This window comes from Candidatus Planktophila sulfonica, assembly GCF_002288065.1.
GTDB lineage: Bacteria > Actinomycetota > Actinomycetes > Nanopelagicales > Nanopelagicaceae > Planktophila > Planktophila sulfonica.
Genome location: NZ_CP016773.1, coordinates 244,106 through 263,195 on the forward strand (window position 1 = coordinate 244,106; position 19,090 = coordinate 263,195).

Below are 19,090 nucleotides of genomic sequence, written 5' to 3' on the forward strand. Positions count from 1 at the left end.
ATGTCGCAGAACGTCTCAACAAATATGTGGTCGAAGAATGCATCCCTTGATGGCGGAACCTTGAGCCTTGCTGGAATTCCTGCTGCTCAATTAGCAAAAGAATTCGGAACACCTGCATTCTTCCTCGATGAAGATGCTTATCGTTCACGCGCACTTGCCTGGCAGAACGGATTGCAATCCGAGTTCGGTGCCCATGCCGGAACTATTTATTACGCCGCAAAGTCGTTTATCTGCACTGCCGTAGCTCAATGGATTGCCGGAATCGGAATCGGTATCGATGTCTGCACCGGGGGAGAATTGGCAGCGGCTCTTGCTGGTGGAATCGACCCACAGAAAATCGAAGTTCACGGAAACAATAAATCAGTCGCTGAAATTGATCGCGCAGTATCTGTTGGCGTAAAGACAATCGTGATGGATTCACTCTTTGAAATTGAGCGCGTTGCCGCAGCTGCAAAGAAGCACGGTGTTCGCCAGGCAGTAATGCTCCGCTTAACACCAGGCATTGAAGCTCATACACACGAGAAGATTTCGACAGCTCATGAAGATGTGAAGTTTGGTTTCTCTATTGCATCCGGGGCTGCATGGACCGCAGTCGAGGCTGTTGCAACACATCCTGAACTCGAACTCCGTGGAGTGCACTGCCACATCGGTTCACAGATCTTTGGTTCAGAGGCACATGAAATTGCAACAGATCGCTTAATGGGCTTTATGGCTAAGTACCGTGATGCATACGGTGCAGAACTTCCCGAACTCGATCTTGGTGGTGGATTTGGAATCTCTTATGTGAACGGAGATGTCACAGTCGAACCAGCTGATGTCTTGCCGCAGATTCATGCCGCAGTAAAGAAAGCATGTGCGACCTACAACCTTGCAATGCCACTTGTTTCACTTGAACCAGGTCGCAACATTGTTGGACCAACCATGTTTACTTTGTATGAAGTAGGAACTGTTAAAGATGTTGTCATCGAAGGTGGCAAGGTGCGCAAATATGTATCTGTCGATGGCGGCATGAGCGATAACGCACGTACTGCGCTTTACGATGCCGAATACACCGCAGTGATTGCACAACGTGCATCAACTGCGCCTGTCGCACTCACTCGTTTAGTCGGAAAGCATTGCGAAACTGGCGACATCATCATCAATGAAATTCAACTTCCATCCGATATTGCACCCGGAGATCTGGTTGCGACTCCTGCTACAGGTGCATATGGCCGCAGCATGGCGAGCAATTACAACCATGTGCCTCGACCACCTGTTGTTGCAGTAAAAGATGGAAAAGCCCGCGTAATCGTGCGCCGAGAAAATGAGGCAGACCTGCTCTCACTTGATGTGAAAGAATAGGTATATGAGCCCCGCAGATAAACCAGTTCGCGTTGGCATGCTCGGCTGCGGCGTTGTCGGAAGCCAAGTAGCCCGCCTGCTCCTTGAAGATACTGCCGAGCTCTCAACTCGCGCCGGAGTAAAGATTGAACTTACTCGTATCGCAGTGCGCTCCATTAAGGATTACCCAGGTCTAGACCCTGCTCTCTTCACAACAGATCCATTCTCCATTGTGAATGACCCTGAAATCGATTTGATTGTTGAGGTTATGGGCGGCATCGAACCTGCTCGTGAATTAGCGATGACTGCAATTAACAATCGCAAATCAATTGTTACGGCTAATAAGGCGCTCCTTGCTAGCCACGGTGCAGATCTCTTTACAGCGGCATATGCCAAGGGTGAAGATATTTATTACGAGGCATCAGTAGCTGGTGCGATTCCAATCATTCGCCCACTTCGCGATTCATTGGCTGGTGACTTCGTCACTCGCTTAATGGGAATCGTTAACGGAACAACAAATTACATTCTCACAAAGATGCATGAAGATAACCGCGAATTCGCTGATGTTCTCAAAGAGGCACAGGCGCTCGGTTACGCAGAAGCTGACCCAACTGCAGATATCGAAGGTTTCGATGCAGCAGCTAAGGCGGCAATTCTTTCTGGTCTTGCATTCCACACCCGCGTAACTGTCGATGACGTTTACCGCGAAGGAATCTCAAAGATCACTCTTGAAGATGTGGCAATTGCTAAATCAATGGATCACGTCATTAAGTTACTTGCCATCGCAGAGCTCACACCCGCAGATGAAATCTCTGTGCGCGTTCACCCTGTCATGATTGATAAGAGCCACCCACTTGCATCTGTCCGCGATGCATTTAACGCCGTTTTTATCGAAGCCGAATCAGCTGGACCACTTATGTTCTACGGTCGTGGCGCAGGTGGACAGCCAACGGCTTCTGCAATCTTGGGCGATATCGTTGCTGTTTCTCGACATATTGCGCTCAACTCAATTGGTCAGCGTGAAACAGATTATGCAGATCGCGATATTGCACCGATTGAAACCACAAAGACTAAGTTCCTTATTCGCCTTGAAGTCGAAGATAAATCAGGTGTATTGGCCGCAATCGCAAAGGTATTTGCTGATCAAGGCGTATCAATTCAGACCGTTGATCAGAACGGCCGCAACGATGATGCTGAACTCATCATCGTCACCCACCGCGCAACTGAAGGCGAACTCAAGGCAACAGTTGAAGCGCTTAAGAAGATGTCAATGGTCACCAAGATTTCAAGCGTTATCCGTGTAGAAGGAGCAATCTCGTAATGGGAATCTTTACTAAGAAGTCAGGCGCACATCAGTGGCGCGGAGTGATCGAGGAATATCGCGATCGCCTACCTGTTTCTTCAAAGACTCCTGTCGTCACATTGCGCGAAGGCGGAACACCACTTATCTATGCATGCGTTCTCTCAGAAATGCTCGGCAACAATGTCTGGGTAAAGTTTGAAGGAATTAACCCAACTGGTTCATTTAAAGATCGCGGAATGACAATGGCGATCTCGAAGGCTGCTGAAGATGGCGCGAAGGCTGTTATCTGCGCATCCACCGGAAATACATCTGCCGCAGCTGCAGCGTATGCAGTTAAAGCAGGAATGATTCCTGCCGTACTTATTCCTGAAGGCAAGATTGCAATGGGCAAGTTGGCGCAAGCTGTTGTACATGGCGCAAAGCTTCTGCAGGTTGATGGAAACTTTGATGATTGTTTAGTTCTTGCTCGCGATCTTTCAGAGCACTATCCCGTTTCACTTGTTAACTCAGTTAACCCATATCGCATCGAAGGCCAGAAGACTGCAGCGTTTGAAGTTGTAGACATGCTTGGCGATGCTCCAGATATTCACACTCTGCCGGTTGGTAATGCAGGAAATATCACTGCATACTGGAAGGGCTACAACGAATATCGCAAAGACAAGATTTCAAAGAAGTTGCCACAGATGTGGGGATTCCAAGCCGCAGGTGCTGCTCCACTAGTTACAGGTAAGCCAGTTGCCAAGCCTGAAACAATTGCAACTGCAATCCGCATCGGAAATCCAGCTTCATGGGATCAAGCAATTGCTGCTCGCGATGAATCAGGCGGATTGATCGATTCAGTAACTGATGAAGAAATTCTTGCCGCCTATCACTTGCTTGCATCAAAAGAAGGAATCTTCTGCGAACCATCTTCAGCTGCTGGTCTTGCAGGTCTTATTAAATATAAGAATTCTGGAAAGCTTCCAAAAGATAAGACAATCGTTATTACATGCACAGGTAACGGCCTTAAAGATATTCCGTGGGCACTTGAAGGTGCAGCAGATCCCGTCGTCGTTCCTGTTAACGCAGATGCGGCAGCACTAGCCCTAGGTTTGACTAGGCTCTTGGCTTAGTGAAGAACTAAGGAAAGAATTGCCCCATGGCCAAGCCAACTTTTAAAGCTAATCCGATTCAGGTACAGGTTCCTGCAACCTCTGCCAACTTAGGTCCTGGCTTTGATTCATTTGGTTTAGCTTTTGGAATGTATGACCGATACGTCGCACAGATTCTTGATGAAGGTGGCCTCGATATCGATGTCACCGGCGAAGGCGCCGATGAAGTTCCCCGTACAGATAAAAACTTGCTCGTTAAGGCGATGTATAAAGGATTTGATTTCTTGGGTGGAAAGCCAAAGGGAGTCGCAGTTCGCGCACTCAACGTGATTCCACATGGTCGTGGACTTGGCTCATCTGCATCAGCAATTATTGGCGGGCTAGTTCTTGCTCGCTCATTGGTGCTCACTGGCACAGACAAGATGAGCGATGAAGCGCTTCTCAATCTTGCGAATGAGATGGAAGGCCACCCAGATAACGTGGCTGCAGCACTTTATGGTGGAGCAACAGTTGCTTGGCAAGATGTTGTTAAAGGCAAGGCAGTTGCACACGCTGTTCATCTACCGGTTGATCCGCGCATCAAGGTAATGGCATTCATTCCTTCAACACCGCTGGCTACTAAGAAGGCGCGCACTATGTTGCCTGAAACTATTCCCTTTGCAGATGCGCTTCGAAATTCATCGAATGCTGCGTTGCTGACACAAGCGCTCACAATTCGCCCTGATCTACTTTTCACAGCGACAGAAGATTTCTTACATCAGTCATATCGCCAGGAAGCGATGCCAGCTTCATTTGCACTTATGACAAAGCTTCGCGCAGCAGGAATTGCTGCATTTATCTCAGGAGCTGGTCCAACTGTTCTCGCACTCCACACTGAAGGCGATGAAGAGAGCATCCAACTTTCACGTGCTGGCGGAGCGAAATTTGAGGGTAAATCTCTCGAAATTGCTAGCCGCGGAGCCACCCTGCTATAGTTTTGCCATCAGTTCGAACCCGGTAAGTAAGGGTGAAAATTAAGAATTGATAATCACAGAAGTAAAAATCAAAAAGTAAAACCCCTGATTAATAAACCCAGGGCTTAACTCATACGTTTAGCCCCAAAGTGAAAAGAAATACATGACAACAACAGAACCAGTTCGTTCTAGCAGCCCAGAACTTTCAAGCATGACCCTTCCTAAGTTAAAGGAAGTTGCGTCACAGCTCGGTATCGAGGGTGCAGCGAAGCTCAAGAAGGATGATCTCGTTACAGCAATTGCAGATCTCCAGGCAGCCAACCGCGAAGCAGCGAAGGCAGAGCGTGAAGCTCGCCGTGAAGCTCGCAATGCTAAGAAGAACAACCGCGATAACAACGCAAAGAATTCAGATGACTCTTCAGATGAAGGCGACGATGAAGATGATTCATCAGATAATGCACCTTCTAGTAACGACCGTGGAAACGATCGTGAAGACCGTGGCAGCCGTAACCGCCGCGATCGCAACCGTGGACGCGATCGCAACCGCGACCGTGGAAACCGCGAAGAGCGCGAGCCAGTAATCGGCGAAGATGATGTCTTGGTACCAGTTGGTGGCCTCGTAGACATCATGGATAACTATTCATTTATTCGTACAGGTGGATACCTTCCAGGTCCTAACGACGTCTACGTTTCACAAGGCCAGGTACGTAAGTACGGTCTTCGTAAGGGAGATGTTGTAACAGGTCAGGTTCGCCAGCTACGCGAAGGCGAAACTCGTCAGAAATACAACCCACTTATCTCTCTCGAGACAATCAACGGATTGCCATATGAAGAAGCACGTGGCCGCGTTGAATTTGGAAAGCTTGTTCCTCTCTACCCACAAGAGCGTCTTCGCCTTGAGACAGAGCCAAACATTCTTACAACTCGCGTCATCGACTTGATCGCACCAATCGGTAAGGGCCAGCGCGGACTTATCGTTTCGCCTCCAAAGGCCGGTAAGACCATGGTCTTGCAATCAATTGCAAACGCAATCACAACAAACAATCCTGAATGTCACTTGATGGTTGTTCTCGTTGATGAGCGCCCTGAAGAAGTTACGGATATGCAGCGCAGCGTTAAGGGTGAAGTTATTGCTTCTACCTTCGACCGCCCTGCAGATGACCACACAACAATCGCAGAGCTCGCTATCGAGCGCGCAAAGCGCCTCGTTGAAATGGGCCACGATGTAGTTGTTCTTCTCGACTCAATCACACGTTTAGGTCGCGCATACAACATCGCAGCACCTGCATCAGGCCGCATCCTTTCTGGTGGTGTTGATTCAGCTGCTTTGTATCCACCAAAGAAGTTCTTCGGTGCTGCTCGTAATATTGAAGATGGTGGATCACTCACCATTCTTGCAACAGCTCTAGTTGATACCGGATCCCGTATGGATGAAGTTATCTTCGAAGAGTTCAAGGGCACAGGAAATATGGAGCTCATCCTCGATCGCAAGATGGCTGATAAGCGCATCTTCCCTGCGGTTAACGTTGTTGCATCAGGAACTCGTAAGGAAGAAATCCTTATGGGAACTGAAGAACTCAACATTGTCTGGAAGCTTCGTCGCGTTCTTCACGCACTCGAACCACAGGCTGCACTCGAACTCTTGCTCGAGAAGATGAAGGGCACTAAGTCCAACGTCGAATTCTTGATGCAGATTCAGAAGACAACAGCTGGGCCAGACGACAGCAAGTAACCAGATTTTCCCGCACGGATTTGGAGTATTTCAGGCCCTGCGAGAGGATTAACCCCTATTGCCACACCTTATGGCGATGACCTGGTTCACCAGTACTGCTGGACCCAGACTCAAGAAAAGGAATATGAATATGAAGAAAGATATCCACCCAGAGTACAAAGATACTCAAGTAACTTGTGGTTGCGGTGAAAAGTTTGTTACCCGCTCAACAGTTGCAAGCGGTTCGATCTATGTTGAAGTTTGTTCAGTCTGCCACCCGTTCTACACAGGCAAGCAGCGCATCCTCGATACCGGTGGACGCGTCGCGAAGTTCGAAGAGCGTTTCGGTAAAAACAAGTAGCTTTCTAAAGAGACCGCATCGCAACCCATTAGTGGTTGCGGGGCGGTCTTTTTATTCCTCCAAAGAAAATTTAGTTTCACAGAGATAGAAGGGATGAAGTCATATGGCTAACGATCGTTTCGCATCGGCACATGAGATGGTGCGCGAGTATCAAGAGCTCGAAGCAAAGATGGCTGACCCTTCTATTCATGAAGATCAGGGCAACGCCCGCAAACTCGGTCGTCGTTATGCACAGCTCGGTCCTGTAGTTGCAGGCTTCAATGCCTGGAAGTCAGCAGCTGATGACCTCGAAGCTGCAAAAGAGATGGCTGCAGAAGATGCTTCATTTGCATCAGAAATTCCTGCAATGGAAGTTGCCGTTGAAGCTGCTGCCGATAAGTTGGAAGAGCTACTACTTCCACGTGACCCTAACGATGATCGCGATGTCATTATTGAAGTTAAGGCCGGAGCCGGTGGCGATGAATCAGCGCTCTTTGCTGGCGATTTGGTTCGCATGTATCAGCGCTATGCAGAAAAGCGCGGCTGGAAGATTGAAATCATCGATATGACTGAGTCAGAACTCGGCGGATATAAAGATATTTCTATGGCTGTGAAATCAAAGGGAACTCCAGAACCTGGAACAACACCGTACGCACGACTTAAATTTGAAGGTGGCGTTCACCGCGTACAGCGCGTTCCTGAAACAGAGAGCCAAGGACGTATCCATACATCTGCAGCAGGTGTACTTATTCTTCCTGAGGCAGAAGAAGTAGATGTTGAATTGAATATGAACGATGTGCGCGTAGATGTGTATCGCTCATCAGGTCCTGGAGGCCAGTCTGTTAACACCACTGACTCTGCAGTTCGCTTGACCCACGTTCCAACCGGAATTGTTGTCTCGTGTCAGAATGAAAAATCACAGCTACAGAATAAGGAATCAGCACTTCGTATTCTTCGTGCCCGTCTTCTCATGGATGCGCAGGAGAAGGCAGAAGCGGCTGCCATGGCAGAACGTAAGAGCCAGGTTCGTACCGTCGATCGTTCAGAGCGCATTCGCACATATAACTACCCTGAAAATCGCCTCAGCGATCACCGCGTAAATTACAAGGCGAATAACCTTGACTCTGTTCTTAATGGCGAACTCGATGAAGTTGTGCAAGCGCTTCTCGATGCTGATCGTGCTGCAAAGCTTTCATCAACGAACTAACTCACTGCTATGGAACTGACCTTTAAAGAATTCTTGCGAGGCGGCAAAGAACAGTTGGCGACGGCTGGATTTCCTGAAGTAGAAGCAGAACATTTACTAGCCCACACCTTGGGCCTTTCACGGATGGATCTACATAATCCACTCACCGTTGAAAATGCACTCGCCGCCATTGGCGATATGACTATCGTTGAAGAGACTTTCTGGAAATTACTCGACCGACGTTGTGCTCACGAACCGTTGCAATATCTGACTGGCGTTGCATATTTTCGCCACCTTGAATTAAAGGTAGGACCCGGAGTATTGGTGCCACGTCCTGAAAGCGAACTCCTTGTTGAAGCGGTGTTGACTCACATTGAGAAGTTAAGCGGCGCGGTAAGTGTTGTTGATTTGGGTTCTGGTTCAGGCGCACTTGCACTCGCCATTGCAACGGAAGCACCACAGACACATGTGATTGCGGTTGAAAAGAGCGCTGAAGCAATTCATTGGCTGAAAGAGAATGTCTCCTTTATCGACGAAAAGGTCCGTATTCTCGAAAGCGATGTTGCTACTGCCCTCGAAGGCGTTAAGTGCGATGTTGTCATTGCCAATCCTCCATATATTCCTGACGCCCAAGAACTTCCTCGCGATGTCGCAGATCACGAGCCTGCAGTTGCTTTATTTGGGGGAGCAGATGGCATGAAAGCGCCTCGCCTCTTTATCTCAACAGCGGGGCGCCTCTTGAAGCAGGGCGGATTCCTGGCAATCGAACATCATGAAGATCAAGGTGGCGCGATTGCCGATGTACTCAGCGCAGATTTCACAGATATTCTTCTGCATCAGGATTTAACCGGCCGCCCAAGATTTACGACAGCAGTGAGGAGATAGCGATGCCACGCATTGACCTCAAGCAGGGCGAACAGAAGAAGCATGTTGCTCGCGCACTCAAAGAGATTCGCGCCGGATATGTCATCGTTGCTCCACTTGAACATGGCTATGTTTATTTAGCAGATGCATTCTCTCCCTTTGCTGTTCGCGCAATGCATGTACTTCGCGGAGATGAAATCGGAGTGGCTGCCCAAGTCCTTGCATATTCATTGGACACCGTTAAAGGAATTTCTCGTTCAGTTTCTCCAAGCACGCAGGATCTCTGCAAGAAATTCTGGCCCGGACTTCTTTCGGTAACTCTGCAACCAAGTTCACTTCTGAGTTGGGATCTGGGCGATAATAAAGAGCTCGATTGGTTTAACGTCCGAGTACCAAAATCTAAATTTGTACGTGCGCTCTTGAAAGAGTCGGGTCCACTTGCAGTAGCAAGTGCATCAGGTGCGGGGCACGAACCGATGTTGAAAATTGATCGCGCAAAGGTAAAGGATTGGGATGTCGCAGCAATCTTCGATACCGGCGCTCTGAAATCCGGCCCACGTTCGACCATCATCGAAGCCGACGCTGTAGATCTACGCCTCGTGCGCGAGGGAGCTATTTCATTTGATGAGATGGAAAAGGTCGCACCGAACATTTCTTACATATAAAGCAAAAGGGGGCCCGAACTATTAGGCTGGGCCCATGTCCGAAACTTTCTATGGCCCTGATTTCAACCTTCTCTCCAAGCAAGATCCAGAGATCGCAGCGGTGCTCTTATCTGAGCTCAAGCGTCAGCAGAACAACCTGCAGCTGATTGCATCAGAGAACTTCACTTCACGCGCAGTTCTTGCCGCTCTCGGTTCAACTCTCTCTAATAAGTACGCCGAGGGATATCCAGGAAAGCGCTACTACGGCGGATGCGAAGAGGTAGATAAGGCCGAAACAATCGCGATTGATCGCGCAAAGGATTTATTCGGCGCAGAACATGCAAATGTGCAGCCACACTCAGGTGCCAGCGCAAATATTGCTGTCTACCAAGCTTTCACAAAGCCGGGCGATACCGTCCTTGCCATGTCACTTCCACATGGTGGCCACCTGACTCACGGTTCGAAGGTCAACTTCTCAGGTAAGTGGTTCAACATTGTTTCTTACGGCGTACGCCAAGATAACGAACTCATCGATTACGACGAACTTCGCGAATTAGCGATTGCTAATAAGCCAAAGATGATCTGTTCTGGTGCAACTGCTTACCCATCACTGATTGACTTCGAGAAAGTTCGCGCAATCTGTGACGAAGTCGGCGCAATCATGTGGGTCGATGCAGCGCACTTCATCGGACTAGTTGCAGGTAAGGCGATTCCTTCACCGGTTCCATATGCAGATGTTGTCTCATTTACAACACATAAAGTTTTGCGCGGTCCACGTGGCGGAATGATCTTGTCGAAGGCAGAGCACGCAGCTGCAATTGATAAGGCAGTCTTCCCTGGAATGCAGGGCGGACCAATCATGTCTGCAGTTGCAGGCAAGGCGATTGCACTCGCTGAATGTGCGACACCGGCTTACCAAAAGTATGCAAAGGATGTCATCATCAATGCGCAAGCACTTGCTGCAGCTCTTGAAGGCGAAGGCATGCGCGCAGTATCTGGTGGCACTCAGACCCACCTCGCACTTATTGATATTCGCTCAACAGGCGTTAACGGCAAGGTTGCTGACGAGCGTTGTGGCGCTGCAGGAATTGTTCTTAATAAGAACTCGATTCCTTACGATCCAGAAGCACCTTCAGTCACATCAGGTATTCGCGTAGGTACACCTGCAACAACTACCCAGGGAATGGGCGTTGAAGAGATGAAGACGATTGCATCCCTGATTGCACGTGCCATTAAGACTGATGATGCAGCTGCTCATGCTGCGATTAAATCTGAAGTCCACGCACTTACTTCACGCTTTCCTATTTATCAGGCGTAAAGACAACTCTTAACAGATGCGCGAGTACCTGGTCACCCTGCTTCTTGCAGCAGCGCTCTGTTACGTAGTCACTCCTTTTGTTCGTACCTGGGCGCTGAAGTTCGGTGCAGTTGCCCAAATTCGTACTCGCGATATTCATACAACCCCAACTCCACGCTGGGGTGGCTTAGCAATGTGGATCTCAATGGCGCTCACCTTTGCCATGGTCAGTCACTTGTCCCTTGTTGGAAAATCATTTGGTCGAGAAGCGCTCGGTATTTTCTTAGCAGCAACGCTGCTTGTTGCAATTGGACTCGTTGATGATCGCTTCGAACTCGATGCACTTACCAAGTTAGCTGGACAAGCACTCGCTGCCGGAATCTTGTTGCTCTTTGGAATTCAAGTTCTCTGGTTGCCGATCAATGGCGTTATTACTTTGCCGCCAAGTATTGGGCAGTTAGTAACTGTCTTAATTGTTCTCATCACGATTAACGCCGTTAACTTCATCGATGGCCTTGATGGGTTGGCTGCCGGAATTGTCGCAATTTCAGGCGCTGCCTTCTTCGCCTTTGCCTACCTATTGGCAGTTGTTTACGGCTTTAGCCGTGCAGGTGCTCCATCACTTATTACTGCAGTAATTATTGGCGTCTGTATTGGCTTTCTGCCTCATAACGCCCATCCAGCAAAGATCTTTATGGGCGATTCAGGCTCGATGTTCTTGGGGCTTCTCCTTGCAGCATCTGCAATCACACTGACCGGACAGATTGATCCCAATGCAATTTCAGCAGAGAAGTTGGGGCCAACGTTGCTTCCTTTGATGCTGCCATTTGCAGTTCTAGCAATTCCTCTAATCGATCTCTTCTCTGCAATCATTCGTCGTCTGCGCGCAGGTCAATCACCATTTAGTTCCGATAAGGAACATATGCACCACCGCATTCTCCGTGCGGGTAATTCTCATCTTCGTACTTCGATCATCATGTATCTATGGACTGCAACGATTGCATTTCCTGTAGTTGTTTCAGCATTTGCACCGTTGTGGGTTGCCGCCATTGTTGCGGGCGCGATGTTGGCATTCACTCTCTATTACGCAAAGAGCGGAGTGAGAGAAAATGTCTCAGCAAAATAATTCAAGCAATGAAGCACAGTTGTTGCGCGGCGCCCTGACGCCTACATTTATTGTCGGCATTATTGCAATTGGATTTGCTACCGCGCTTCAGGGGCGACCAGGATTATTGGCGGCACTTCTTGCACAAGTAATTGTTGTTATCTACTTCCTTGTTCATATTGGGGTTTCACGAATTTCGCGCGACCTTGACCCCATGAGCACTATGGCGATTGCGATGTTTTCGTACTTCGCCAAGTTCTTGCTCCTCGGAGTCTTCTTCTGGGCGCTGGGCCAATTTGTCTCGGATGAGAACCTTGATCGCAAGACCTTCGGCATCACAGCCGTTGCGCTCACCTTCGCCTGGTTAGGCGGGGAGATAGCTAGTTATCTAAAGCTGAAAACTCATCTACCATTGCCGCATGACCGACCACAAAGCTAACCGCCGCGACGAGAACGCCCTTTGGACGATCTTCGGCTACCTACTCTCAGGGCTTCTTTTCTGGGGTGGAGTCGGCTTCGCCGCCGATAAGTTCTTCGGCACCAGCATGTTGACCCTCGTTGGCCTGCTCGTAGGTATGGGCGGCGCCCTTTACCTCGTCTGGCTCAGATTCGGACGAGAGTAACGAGTCCGACAGATTGGCTAGCGGGCGCGAGTAAATCTGCTCTACCCAGAGTGACCAGCCCCACCCAAAACCCCTGAATTCCGATTTCACAGCCGAGAGGTTTTCCCCATAAGGTTGCCCTGCTTTACCGCTTCCCCAGCGATTGGTCTATAAGCCCTTTTAGTATCAAGGAGAGTGCGTGCGCGCCTTTGTTCGTCTGAGCTCCGAAGGTGAAGGATTCGTCCCACCTAGCGCTAACGACTTCGTCCTCCCTCCAATTTTCGAGAATATTTCTTGGTTCACTAAACCAATTCTTCTTGTATTTCTCTCAGTAGTAATCATCTCTGTCTTCTTTATTCTCTCTTCACGCAAGGCTGCTGTCGTTCCATCGAAGATGCAGTTTGCTGGAGAAAGCGTCTACGGATTTATTCGCGACGGGCTTGCTAAGGATGTTCTTGGCCCAGAGTTCATGCGCTTTGTTCCGTACCTATTTACCCTCTTCACATTTGTACTTGTAAATAACTTATTCGGAATTGTTCCGCTATTGCAGTTCCCATCTTTCTCTCGCGTTGGTTTCGCTTACGCGCTCGCGATCATCACCTACTTGGTTTACCACTATGTTGGAATGAAGCGTCAGGGAGTCGGTCACTACCTCAAGGGCATTGCATTTATGCCAGGAGTGCCAAAGCCAATTTATGTTCTTCTTACACCGATTGAAATCGCAACATTCTTTATCGTGCGTCCATTTACTCTCGGTCTTCGTCTCTTCGCAAATATGTTTGCGGGACACCTTCTCCTTTTGGTCTTTATCCTCGGTGGAGAGCACCTCTTGCAGGGTGTAATTGGACTCAAGCTCGTGAGCCCATTTGCATTCACAATGGGAATCGCGCTTACCTTCTTCGAGTTTATGGTCCAGTGCCTACAGGCATATATCTTTACTCTTCTCACCGCCCTCTATATCGCCGGATCACTCGCCGACGAGCACTAACAACTAACTTTGGGAAGGTAACTTCGCCTCCTCAAGCATGAAAGGTATAAACATGACAGGCTCACTTAACGTCATCGGTTACGGCATTGCTGCAATCGGACCTGCAATCGCAACAGGCATGATCTTCGCCGCATACATCAGCGGAGTTGCTCGTCAGCCAGAGTCACGCAGCGTCCTTCAGCCAATTGCGTTCCTTGGTTTCGCGATGGCAGAAGCTCTCGCACTCTTCGGCCTCGTACTCGCATTCGTTCTCTAATCGATTACCTCTACACACCAATATTGGTAACGATTTAAGGAGAAATGATGCAACGAATTAATATTTTGTCAGGCGAAGGGAGCTTGAATCCGCTCATCCCTCACACAGCTGAGATTGTCGTCGGATTTATCGCTTTCACACTTCTCTTCCTTGTCCTCAAGAGCAAAGTCGTGCCTATGTTTGAAAAGGCATATGCAGCACGCACTGAAGCTATCGAGGGTGGAATCGAACGTGCTGAAAAGGCGCAGCTCGAAGCACAACGTGCACTTGTTCAGTACAACGAACAACTTTCGTCAGCACAGGGTGAAGCATCAAAGCTTCGTGAAGATGCTCGCATTCAAGGCGCAGCAATTCTCGAAGAACTTCGCACAAAGGCTCAAGAAGAAGCAGCTCGCATCACAGCAGCAGCTCACGCATCTATCGAGGCAGAACGTCAGCAGGCAATCACTTCACTTCGTAACGAAGTTGGTGCACTTGCAGTTGAACTCGCTTCAAAGATTGTCGGAGAAGCACTTGATGACCAGGCCCGTCAATCACGGATCGTGGACCGCTTCATCGAAGATCTCGAAAAGTCCAAGAAGTAACCGAAGTAAGCAAACAGAAAGAAGAGAATGAGAATCCATCTCGGAGGCAGTAGCCGTCAGTCACTCGTGGCTGCACGCGCGAAGCTCGATGCTGCCGTAAAGGGCGCAACCGCTGCATCTGCAACTGAGCTCTCATCTCAACTCTTCTTCGCAGCAGACGTTCTTTCAAAGAACACTTCAATCCGCCGCGCCTTTGCCGATCCTTCACGCGATGCAGCCTCAAAGGGCGCACTCGTTAAGGATCTCTTCGGAAAGACTCTCGCAGCTACAGCGCTAGAAATACTCACAGATGTCTCAACACTTCGTTGGTCATCTGCAGGAGACCTAGTCCATGTGCTCGAGCAGCTGGCGATCGAAGCTGAAGCATCTTCTGCAAATATCAACAATGAACTCGATCGCGTAGAAGATGAACTCTTCGAAACATCACAGCTCGTTGTCGATAACTTTGAATTACGTAAAGCACTTGTCGGAGCCGGTACACCAGAGGCTAAAGCAGCTCTCATTACCGAAGTTCTTTCAAAGAAGGCATCTGCATCAACTGTGAAGCTTGCAGTTGCTCTCGTCGGAAGCCTTCGCGGACGTAGCATTGAAGCGGCATTTGCTGACTATCTCTTTGGTCTAGCTAACCGTCGCAATCGTTTAATCGCGGTAATTCGCGTGGCATCAGAAATTACAGATGCTCAGAAGTCTCGTCTTGCAACTGCGATTGAAAAGCAGGTTGGTCAGCCAATCCGCGTCAATATCGAAGTTGAGCCAACGCTCCTCGGTGGAGTTTCGGTCAAGTTTGCAGATGAACTCGTAGATGGAAGCGTTTCAAATCGACTTGCAAGTGCCGGACGCGCACTTGCTGGAAACAAATAAAGGGGAAACTCATGGCAGAGCTCAAGATCCAACCGAATGAAATTCGGGATGCCTTAGCGAACTTCGTTAAGTCATACGATCCAGGCACAGCGGCTCGTGATGAAGTCGGAACAGTTAGCCAGGCAGGCGATGGAATCGCTCGCGTTGAAGGTCTTCCTTCAACAATGGCAAACGAACTTCTTCAGTTCGAGAACGGAACACTAGGTCTTGCACTCAACCTCGACGTGCGCGAAATCGGTGTTGTTATCTTGGGCGATTACGCAGGCATTGAAGAAGGAACATCTGTACGTCGTACAGGTGAAGTTCTCTCAGTTCCTGTCGGCGACGGATTCCTCGGTCGCGTTGTTGACCCACTTGGTCGACCAATCGATGGCAAGGGCGACATCACCCCAGATGCACGTCGTGCTCTAGAACTTCAGGCTCCTTCAGTAGTACAGCGTCAACCTGTTAAGGAACCAATGGCTACAGGTATCAAGGCAATCGATGCGATGACAGCGATCGGTCGCGGTCAGCGTCAGTTGATCATTGGTGACCGTCAGACTGGTAAGACAGCAGTTGCTATCGACACAATTATTAACCAGCGCGAAAACTGGCTATCAGGCGATAAGAAGAAGCAGGTTAAGTGCATCTACGTCGCTATTGGTCAGAAGGGTTCAACAATCGCATCTGTTAAGGGTGCTCTTGAAGAAGCTGGCGCAATGGAATACACAACAATCGTTGCATCTCCTGCATCAGATCCAGCAGGCTTTAAGTACCTCGCTCCATACACCGGTTCTGCAATTGGTCAGCACTGGATGTACAACGGCGAGCACGTTCTTATCGTCTTTGATGATCTCTCGAAGCAGGCTGAGGCATACCGTTCAGTCTCACTTCTTCTTCGTCGTCCACCAGGCCGCGAAGCGTACCCAGGAGACGTTTTCTACTTACACTCACGTCTTCTCGAGCGCTGCGCAAAGCTCTCTGATGAATTGGGCGGCGGTTCAATGACGGGCTTGCCAATCATTGAAACAAAGGGAAATGACGTTTCAGCGTTTATTCCTACAAACGTAATTTCAATTACTGACGGTCAGTGCTTCCTTGAAACAGATCTCTTTAACGCAGGCGTTCGCCCAGCAATTAACGTAGGTATCTCTGTTTCACGTGTTGGTAGCTCTGCGCAGACAAAGGCGATGAAGAAGATTGCAGGACGTCTTCGTCTTGACCTCGCTCAGTACCGCGAACTCGAAGCATTCGCTGCTTTCGGTTCAGATCTTGATGCTGCATCAAAGGCTCAGCTCGAGCGCGGTGCGCGAATGGTTGAACTCCTTAAGCAGGGTCAGTACTCACCTTATTCAGTAGAACGTCAGGTTGTTTCAATCTGGGCAGGTACAACAGGCAAGCTCGATGATGTTGCTGTTGCTGATATCCGCCGCTTCGAATCTGAACTTCTCGACTTCATTGCTCGCGAACGTAAGGACATCTTCACAGTGATCTCAGAGACTAAGCAGCTCGAAGATGACACTGTTGCAAAGATGGAGACAGCAGTTGCTGACTTCAAGAAGCAGTTCAAGCCATCTGTTGCTGCAGCTGTTAACGAGGCGCCTGCACAGGCTCTCGAAGGCGAAGGCGCAGAAGCAATTACAAAGCACGTCCCACCGGCGGTGAAGAAGTAACTCATGGGTGCTCAACTTCGCATATATCGCCGACGGATGCGTTCCGTTAAAGCGACTAAAAAGATTACGAAAGCTATGGAGTTAATCTCTGCTTCTCGTATCGTTAAGGCGCAGCAACGTGTTTCAGCATCGACTCCTTATGCAAATGAGTTAACACGTGCGGTATCTGCAGTTGCTTCATACTCTTCAACAAATCATCCGTTGACTACAGCACACGACAACCCACGTCGCGCAGCGATTTTGATCATCTCTGCAGACCGCGGTATGGCTGGCGCTTACTCAACTAACGCGATTAAGGAAGGCGAGAAGCTCGCTGCCCTACTTCGTGAACGTGGTTTGCAGGTCTCTAACTTCCTCGTGGGCCGCAAGGCAGTGAACTACTACAAGTTCCGTAACCGCGAGATGGCTGGAACATGGACAGGTTTCTCAGATAACCCAACATATGAAAACGCAAAGGAAATTGCAGATGCACTTCTGTCAGCATTCCTTGCAGATTCAACTGAGGCAAATGGCGTCGATGAAATTCACATCATCTTTACGCAATTTAAATCAATGTTGACTCAGGAAGCCACAGCTAAGCGCATGATCCCTCTCGAAGTTGTCGAGTCATCTGCGCCAGTTCCAACAGGCTTGCTTCCAATGTATGAATTCGAGCCAAATGCAGGAGAAGTTCTTAACGCTCTTCTTCCTCGTTATATCGAAGCACGTATCTTTAACGCGATGTTGCAATCTGCAGCTTCAGAGCATGCAGCTCGTCGTCGCGCTATGAAATCAGCAACTGACAATGCTGAGGATCTCATCAAGTCGCTCACACGACTTGCGAACGCTGCCCGTCAGGCAGAAATTACCCAGGAAATCAGTGAAATTGTTGGCGGCGCAGATGCGTTGGCCTCAGCTAGTGCAGGGAGTGAATGATGTCAGCAACAGGTAAAGGCCGCGTAGCCCGAGTTATTGGACCGGTGGTGGATATTGAATTCCCCGCAGATTCAATGCCTTCGATCTTCAACGCGCTTCACGTAGAGACCACCATGAGTGGCACTACTCGTACCTTGACCCTCGAAGTAGCACAGCACATTGGTGACAACCTCGTGCGCGCTATCTCGATGCAACCTACAGACGGAATGGTGCGCGGTGCTGAAGTAACAGACACTGGTTCAGCTATCTCTGTCCCAGTCGGTGACGTCACAAAGGGCCACGTCTTCAACACTCTCGGAGAATCCCTCGACGTTCCAACATCATCACTTGATATCAAGGAGCGTTGGTCAATTCACCGTAACGCACCTGCATTCGATCAGCTCGAGTCAAAGACTGAAATGTTCGAAACAGGTATCAAAGTTATCGACCTACTTACACCTTATGTAAAGGGTGGAAAGATCGGTCTCTTCGGTGGTGCAGGTGTAGGTAAGACTGTTCTTATCCAGGAAATGATTTATCGCGTAGCTGAAAACTTCGGTGGTGTTTCTGTATTCGCCGGTGTTGGTGAGCGTACTCGTGAAGGTAACGACTTGTTCCTCGAAATGACTGAGACGGGCGTTATCAATAAGACAGCCTTGGTCTTCGGTCAGATGGATGAGCCACCTGGCACGCGTCTTCGTGTTGCTCTGTCAGCACTCACAATGGCTGAGTACTTCCGCGATGTTCAGAAGCAGGACGTTCTCCTCTTCATCGATAACATCTTCCGCTTTACTCAGGCAGGTTCTGAAGTATCAACACTTCTCGGCCGTATGCCATCTGCAGTGGGCTACCAGCCAACACTTGCAGACGAAATGGGTCAGCTTCAGGAGCGTATTACTTCAACACGTGGTCACTCGATTACATCTATGCAGGCAATTTACGTTCCTGCAGATGACATCACCGACCCAGCTCCACACACAACATTCGCCCACTTGGATGCAACAACAGTGTTGTCTCGTCCGATTTCAGAGCTTGGTATCTACCCAGCTGTGGATCCGCTCGATTCATCATCTCGTATCCTCGATCCTCGCTACATCGGCGAGCACCACTTCCGTGTTGCTAACCGCATTAAGCAGATCTTGCAGCGCTACAAAGATCTTCAGGACATCATTGCAATTCTCGGTATCGATGAATTGTCAGAAGATGACCGCGTTCTCGTAGGTCGTGCACGTCGTATCCAGCGCTTCTTGTCACAGAACACATTCGTGGCGAAGGTCTTTACTGGTATCGACGGTTCATTCGTCCCACTTGCAGACACAATCGCAGCATTCGAAGCACTTGCTGATGGAAAGTACGATCACATTCCAGAACAAGCATTCTTCATGTGCGGTGGCCTCGACGATGTCGAGCGCAATGCAGCTGAATTGGCGAAGAAGTAA

General features: G+C 49.2%; 20 protein-coding genes. All 20 read left to right on the forward strand.

The window, feature by feature from the left end; translation table 11 throughout:
* The 20 genes from lysA to atpD all read left to right on the forward strand — a co-directional run bounded on the left by lysA (position 1) and on the right by atpD (position 19,090).
* Positions 1-1,341, forward strand: a complete 1,341-nt coding sequence (gene lysA, locus A1sIA56_RS01205) for a diaminopimelate decarboxylase (protein ID WP_190277017.1) — start codon at positions 1-3, stop codon at positions 1,339-1,341.
* 4 nt (positions 1,342-1,345) lie between these two features.
* Positions 1,346-2,641 carry a homoserine dehydrogenase gene (locus A1sIA56_RS01210; protein ID WP_095673146.1) on the forward strand — a complete coding sequence of 432 codons (1,296 nt, stop codon included), beginning with the start codon at positions 1,346-1,348 and terminating at the stop codon, positions 2,639-2,641.
* Positions 2,641-3,735: a threonine synthase gene (gene thrC, locus A1sIA56_RS01215; protein WP_095673147.1), complete on the forward strand. Its 1,095-nt coding sequence runs from the start codon at positions 2,641-2,643 to the stop codon at positions 3,733-3,735. The genes A1sIA56_RS01210 and thrC overlap by 1 nt, the downstream gene beginning before the upstream one ends.
* A 26-nt stretch (positions 3,736-3,761) precedes the next feature.
* Positions 3,762-4,688: a homoserine kinase gene (thrB, locus tag A1sIA56_RS01220; protein WP_095673148.1), complete on the forward strand. Its 927-nt coding sequence runs from the start codon at positions 3,762-3,764 to the stop codon at positions 4,686-4,688.
* Positions 4,689-4,830: 142 nt separating this feature from the next.
* Positions 4,831-6,399 carry a transcription termination factor Rho gene (gene rho / locus A1sIA56_RS01225; protein ID WP_095673149.1) on the forward strand — a complete coding sequence of 523 codons (1,569 nt, stop codon included), beginning with the start codon at positions 4,831-4,833 and terminating at the stop codon, positions 6,397-6,399.
* A gap of 130 nt (positions 6,400-6,529) precedes the next feature.
* On the forward strand, positions 6,530-6,739 hold the full coding sequence (rpmE, locus tag A1sIA56_RS01230) for a 50S ribosomal protein L31 (RefSeq protein ID WP_095673150.1): 210 nt from the start codon (positions 6,530-6,532) through the stop codon (positions 6,737-6,739).
* A gap of 103 nt (positions 6,740-6,842) precedes the next feature.
* Positions 6,843-7,925, forward strand: a complete 1,083-nt coding sequence (gene prfA / locus A1sIA56_RS01235; RefSeq protein ID WP_095673151.1) for a peptide chain release factor 1 — start codon at positions 6,843-6,845, stop codon at positions 7,923-7,925.
* A 9-nt stretch (positions 7,926-7,934) separates the two neighbouring features.
* Positions 7,935-8,789 carry a peptide chain release factor N(5)-glutamine methyltransferase gene (prmC, locus tag A1sIA56_RS01240; protein WP_095673152.1) on the forward strand — a complete coding sequence of 285 codons (855 nt, stop codon included), beginning with the start codon at positions 7,935-7,937 and terminating at the stop codon, positions 8,787-8,789.
* A gap of 2 nt (positions 8,790-8,791) precedes the next feature.
* Positions 8,792-9,433, forward strand: a complete 642-nt coding sequence (locus tag A1sIA56_RS01245) for an L-threonylcarbamoyladenylate synthase (RefSeq protein WP_095673153.1) — start codon at positions 8,792-8,794, stop codon at positions 9,431-9,433.
* Positions 9,434-9,467: 34 nt separating this feature from the next.
* The gene (locus A1sIA56_RS01250; protein ID WP_095673154.1) at positions 9,468-10,730 is read left to right on the forward strand and encodes a serine hydroxymethyltransferase; all 1,263 of its coding nucleotides are present in this window, start codon (positions 9,468-9,470) and stop codon (positions 10,728-10,730) included.
* Between the two features lie 16 nt (positions 10,731-10,746).
* Complete coding sequence (locus A1sIA56_RS01255) at positions 10,747-11,835, forward strand: MraY family glycosyltransferase (RefSeq protein ID WP_095673155.1); 1,089 nt, start codon at positions 10,747-10,749, stop codon at positions 11,833-11,835.
* Positions 11,819-12,253: a Cg1360 family ATP-synthase-associated protein gene (locus A1sIA56_RS01260; protein ID WP_095673156.1), complete on the forward strand. Its 435-nt coding sequence runs from the start codon at positions 11,819-11,821 to the stop codon at positions 12,251-12,253. The genes A1sIA56_RS01255 and A1sIA56_RS01260 overlap by 17 nt, the downstream gene beginning before the upstream one ends.
* Positions 12,234-12,437: a hypothetical protein gene (locus tag A1sIA56_RS01265; protein ID WP_095673157.1), complete on the forward strand. Its 204-nt coding sequence runs from the start codon at positions 12,234-12,236 to the stop codon at positions 12,435-12,437. Before A1sIA56_RS01260 ends, A1sIA56_RS01265 begins: the two co-directional genes overlap by 20 nt.
* Before the next feature lie 178 nt (positions 12,438-12,615).
* Positions 12,616-13,404 (forward strand): F0F1 ATP synthase subunit A, encoded by a 789-nt coding sequence (gene atpB / locus A1sIA56_RS01270; protein WP_095673158.1) that lies wholly within the window; start codon positions 12,616-12,618, stop codon positions 13,402-13,404.
* Between the two features lie 46 nt (positions 13,405-13,450).
* Positions 13,451-13,660, forward strand: a complete 210-nt coding sequence (locus A1sIA56_RS01275) for an ATP synthase F0 subunit C (RefSeq protein ID WP_190277026.1) — start codon at positions 13,451-13,453, stop codon at positions 13,658-13,660.
* A 47-nt stretch (positions 13,661-13,707) separates the two neighbouring features.
* Positions 13,708-14,244, forward strand: a complete 537-nt coding sequence (locus A1sIA56_RS01280) for a F0F1 ATP synthase subunit B (protein ID WP_190277027.1) — start codon at positions 13,708-13,710, stop codon at positions 14,242-14,244.
* 27 nt (positions 14,245-14,271) lie between these two features.
* Positions 14,272-15,105 (forward strand): F0F1 ATP synthase subunit delta, encoded by an 834-nt coding sequence (locus A1sIA56_RS01285; RefSeq protein WP_095673160.1) that lies wholly within the window; start codon positions 14,272-14,274, stop codon positions 15,103-15,105.
* An 11-nt stretch (positions 15,106-15,116) separates the two neighbouring features.
* On the forward strand, positions 15,117-16,757 hold the full coding sequence (gene atpA / locus A1sIA56_RS01290) for a F0F1 ATP synthase subunit alpha (RefSeq protein WP_095673161.1): 1,641 nt from the start codon (positions 15,117-15,119) through the stop codon (positions 16,755-16,757).
* 3 nt (positions 16,758-16,760) lie between these two features.
* Positions 16,761-17,672: a F0F1 ATP synthase subunit gamma gene (locus A1sIA56_RS01295; protein WP_095673162.1), complete on the forward strand. Its 912-nt coding sequence runs from the start codon at positions 16,761-16,763 to the stop codon at positions 17,670-17,672.
* Positions 17,672-19,090 carry a F0F1 ATP synthase subunit beta gene (atpD, locus tag A1sIA56_RS01300; protein ID WP_095673163.1) on the forward strand — a complete coding sequence of 473 codons (1,419 nt, stop codon included), beginning with the start codon at positions 17,672-17,674 and terminating at the stop codon, positions 19,088-19,090. Before A1sIA56_RS01295 ends, atpD begins: the two co-directional genes overlap by 1 nt.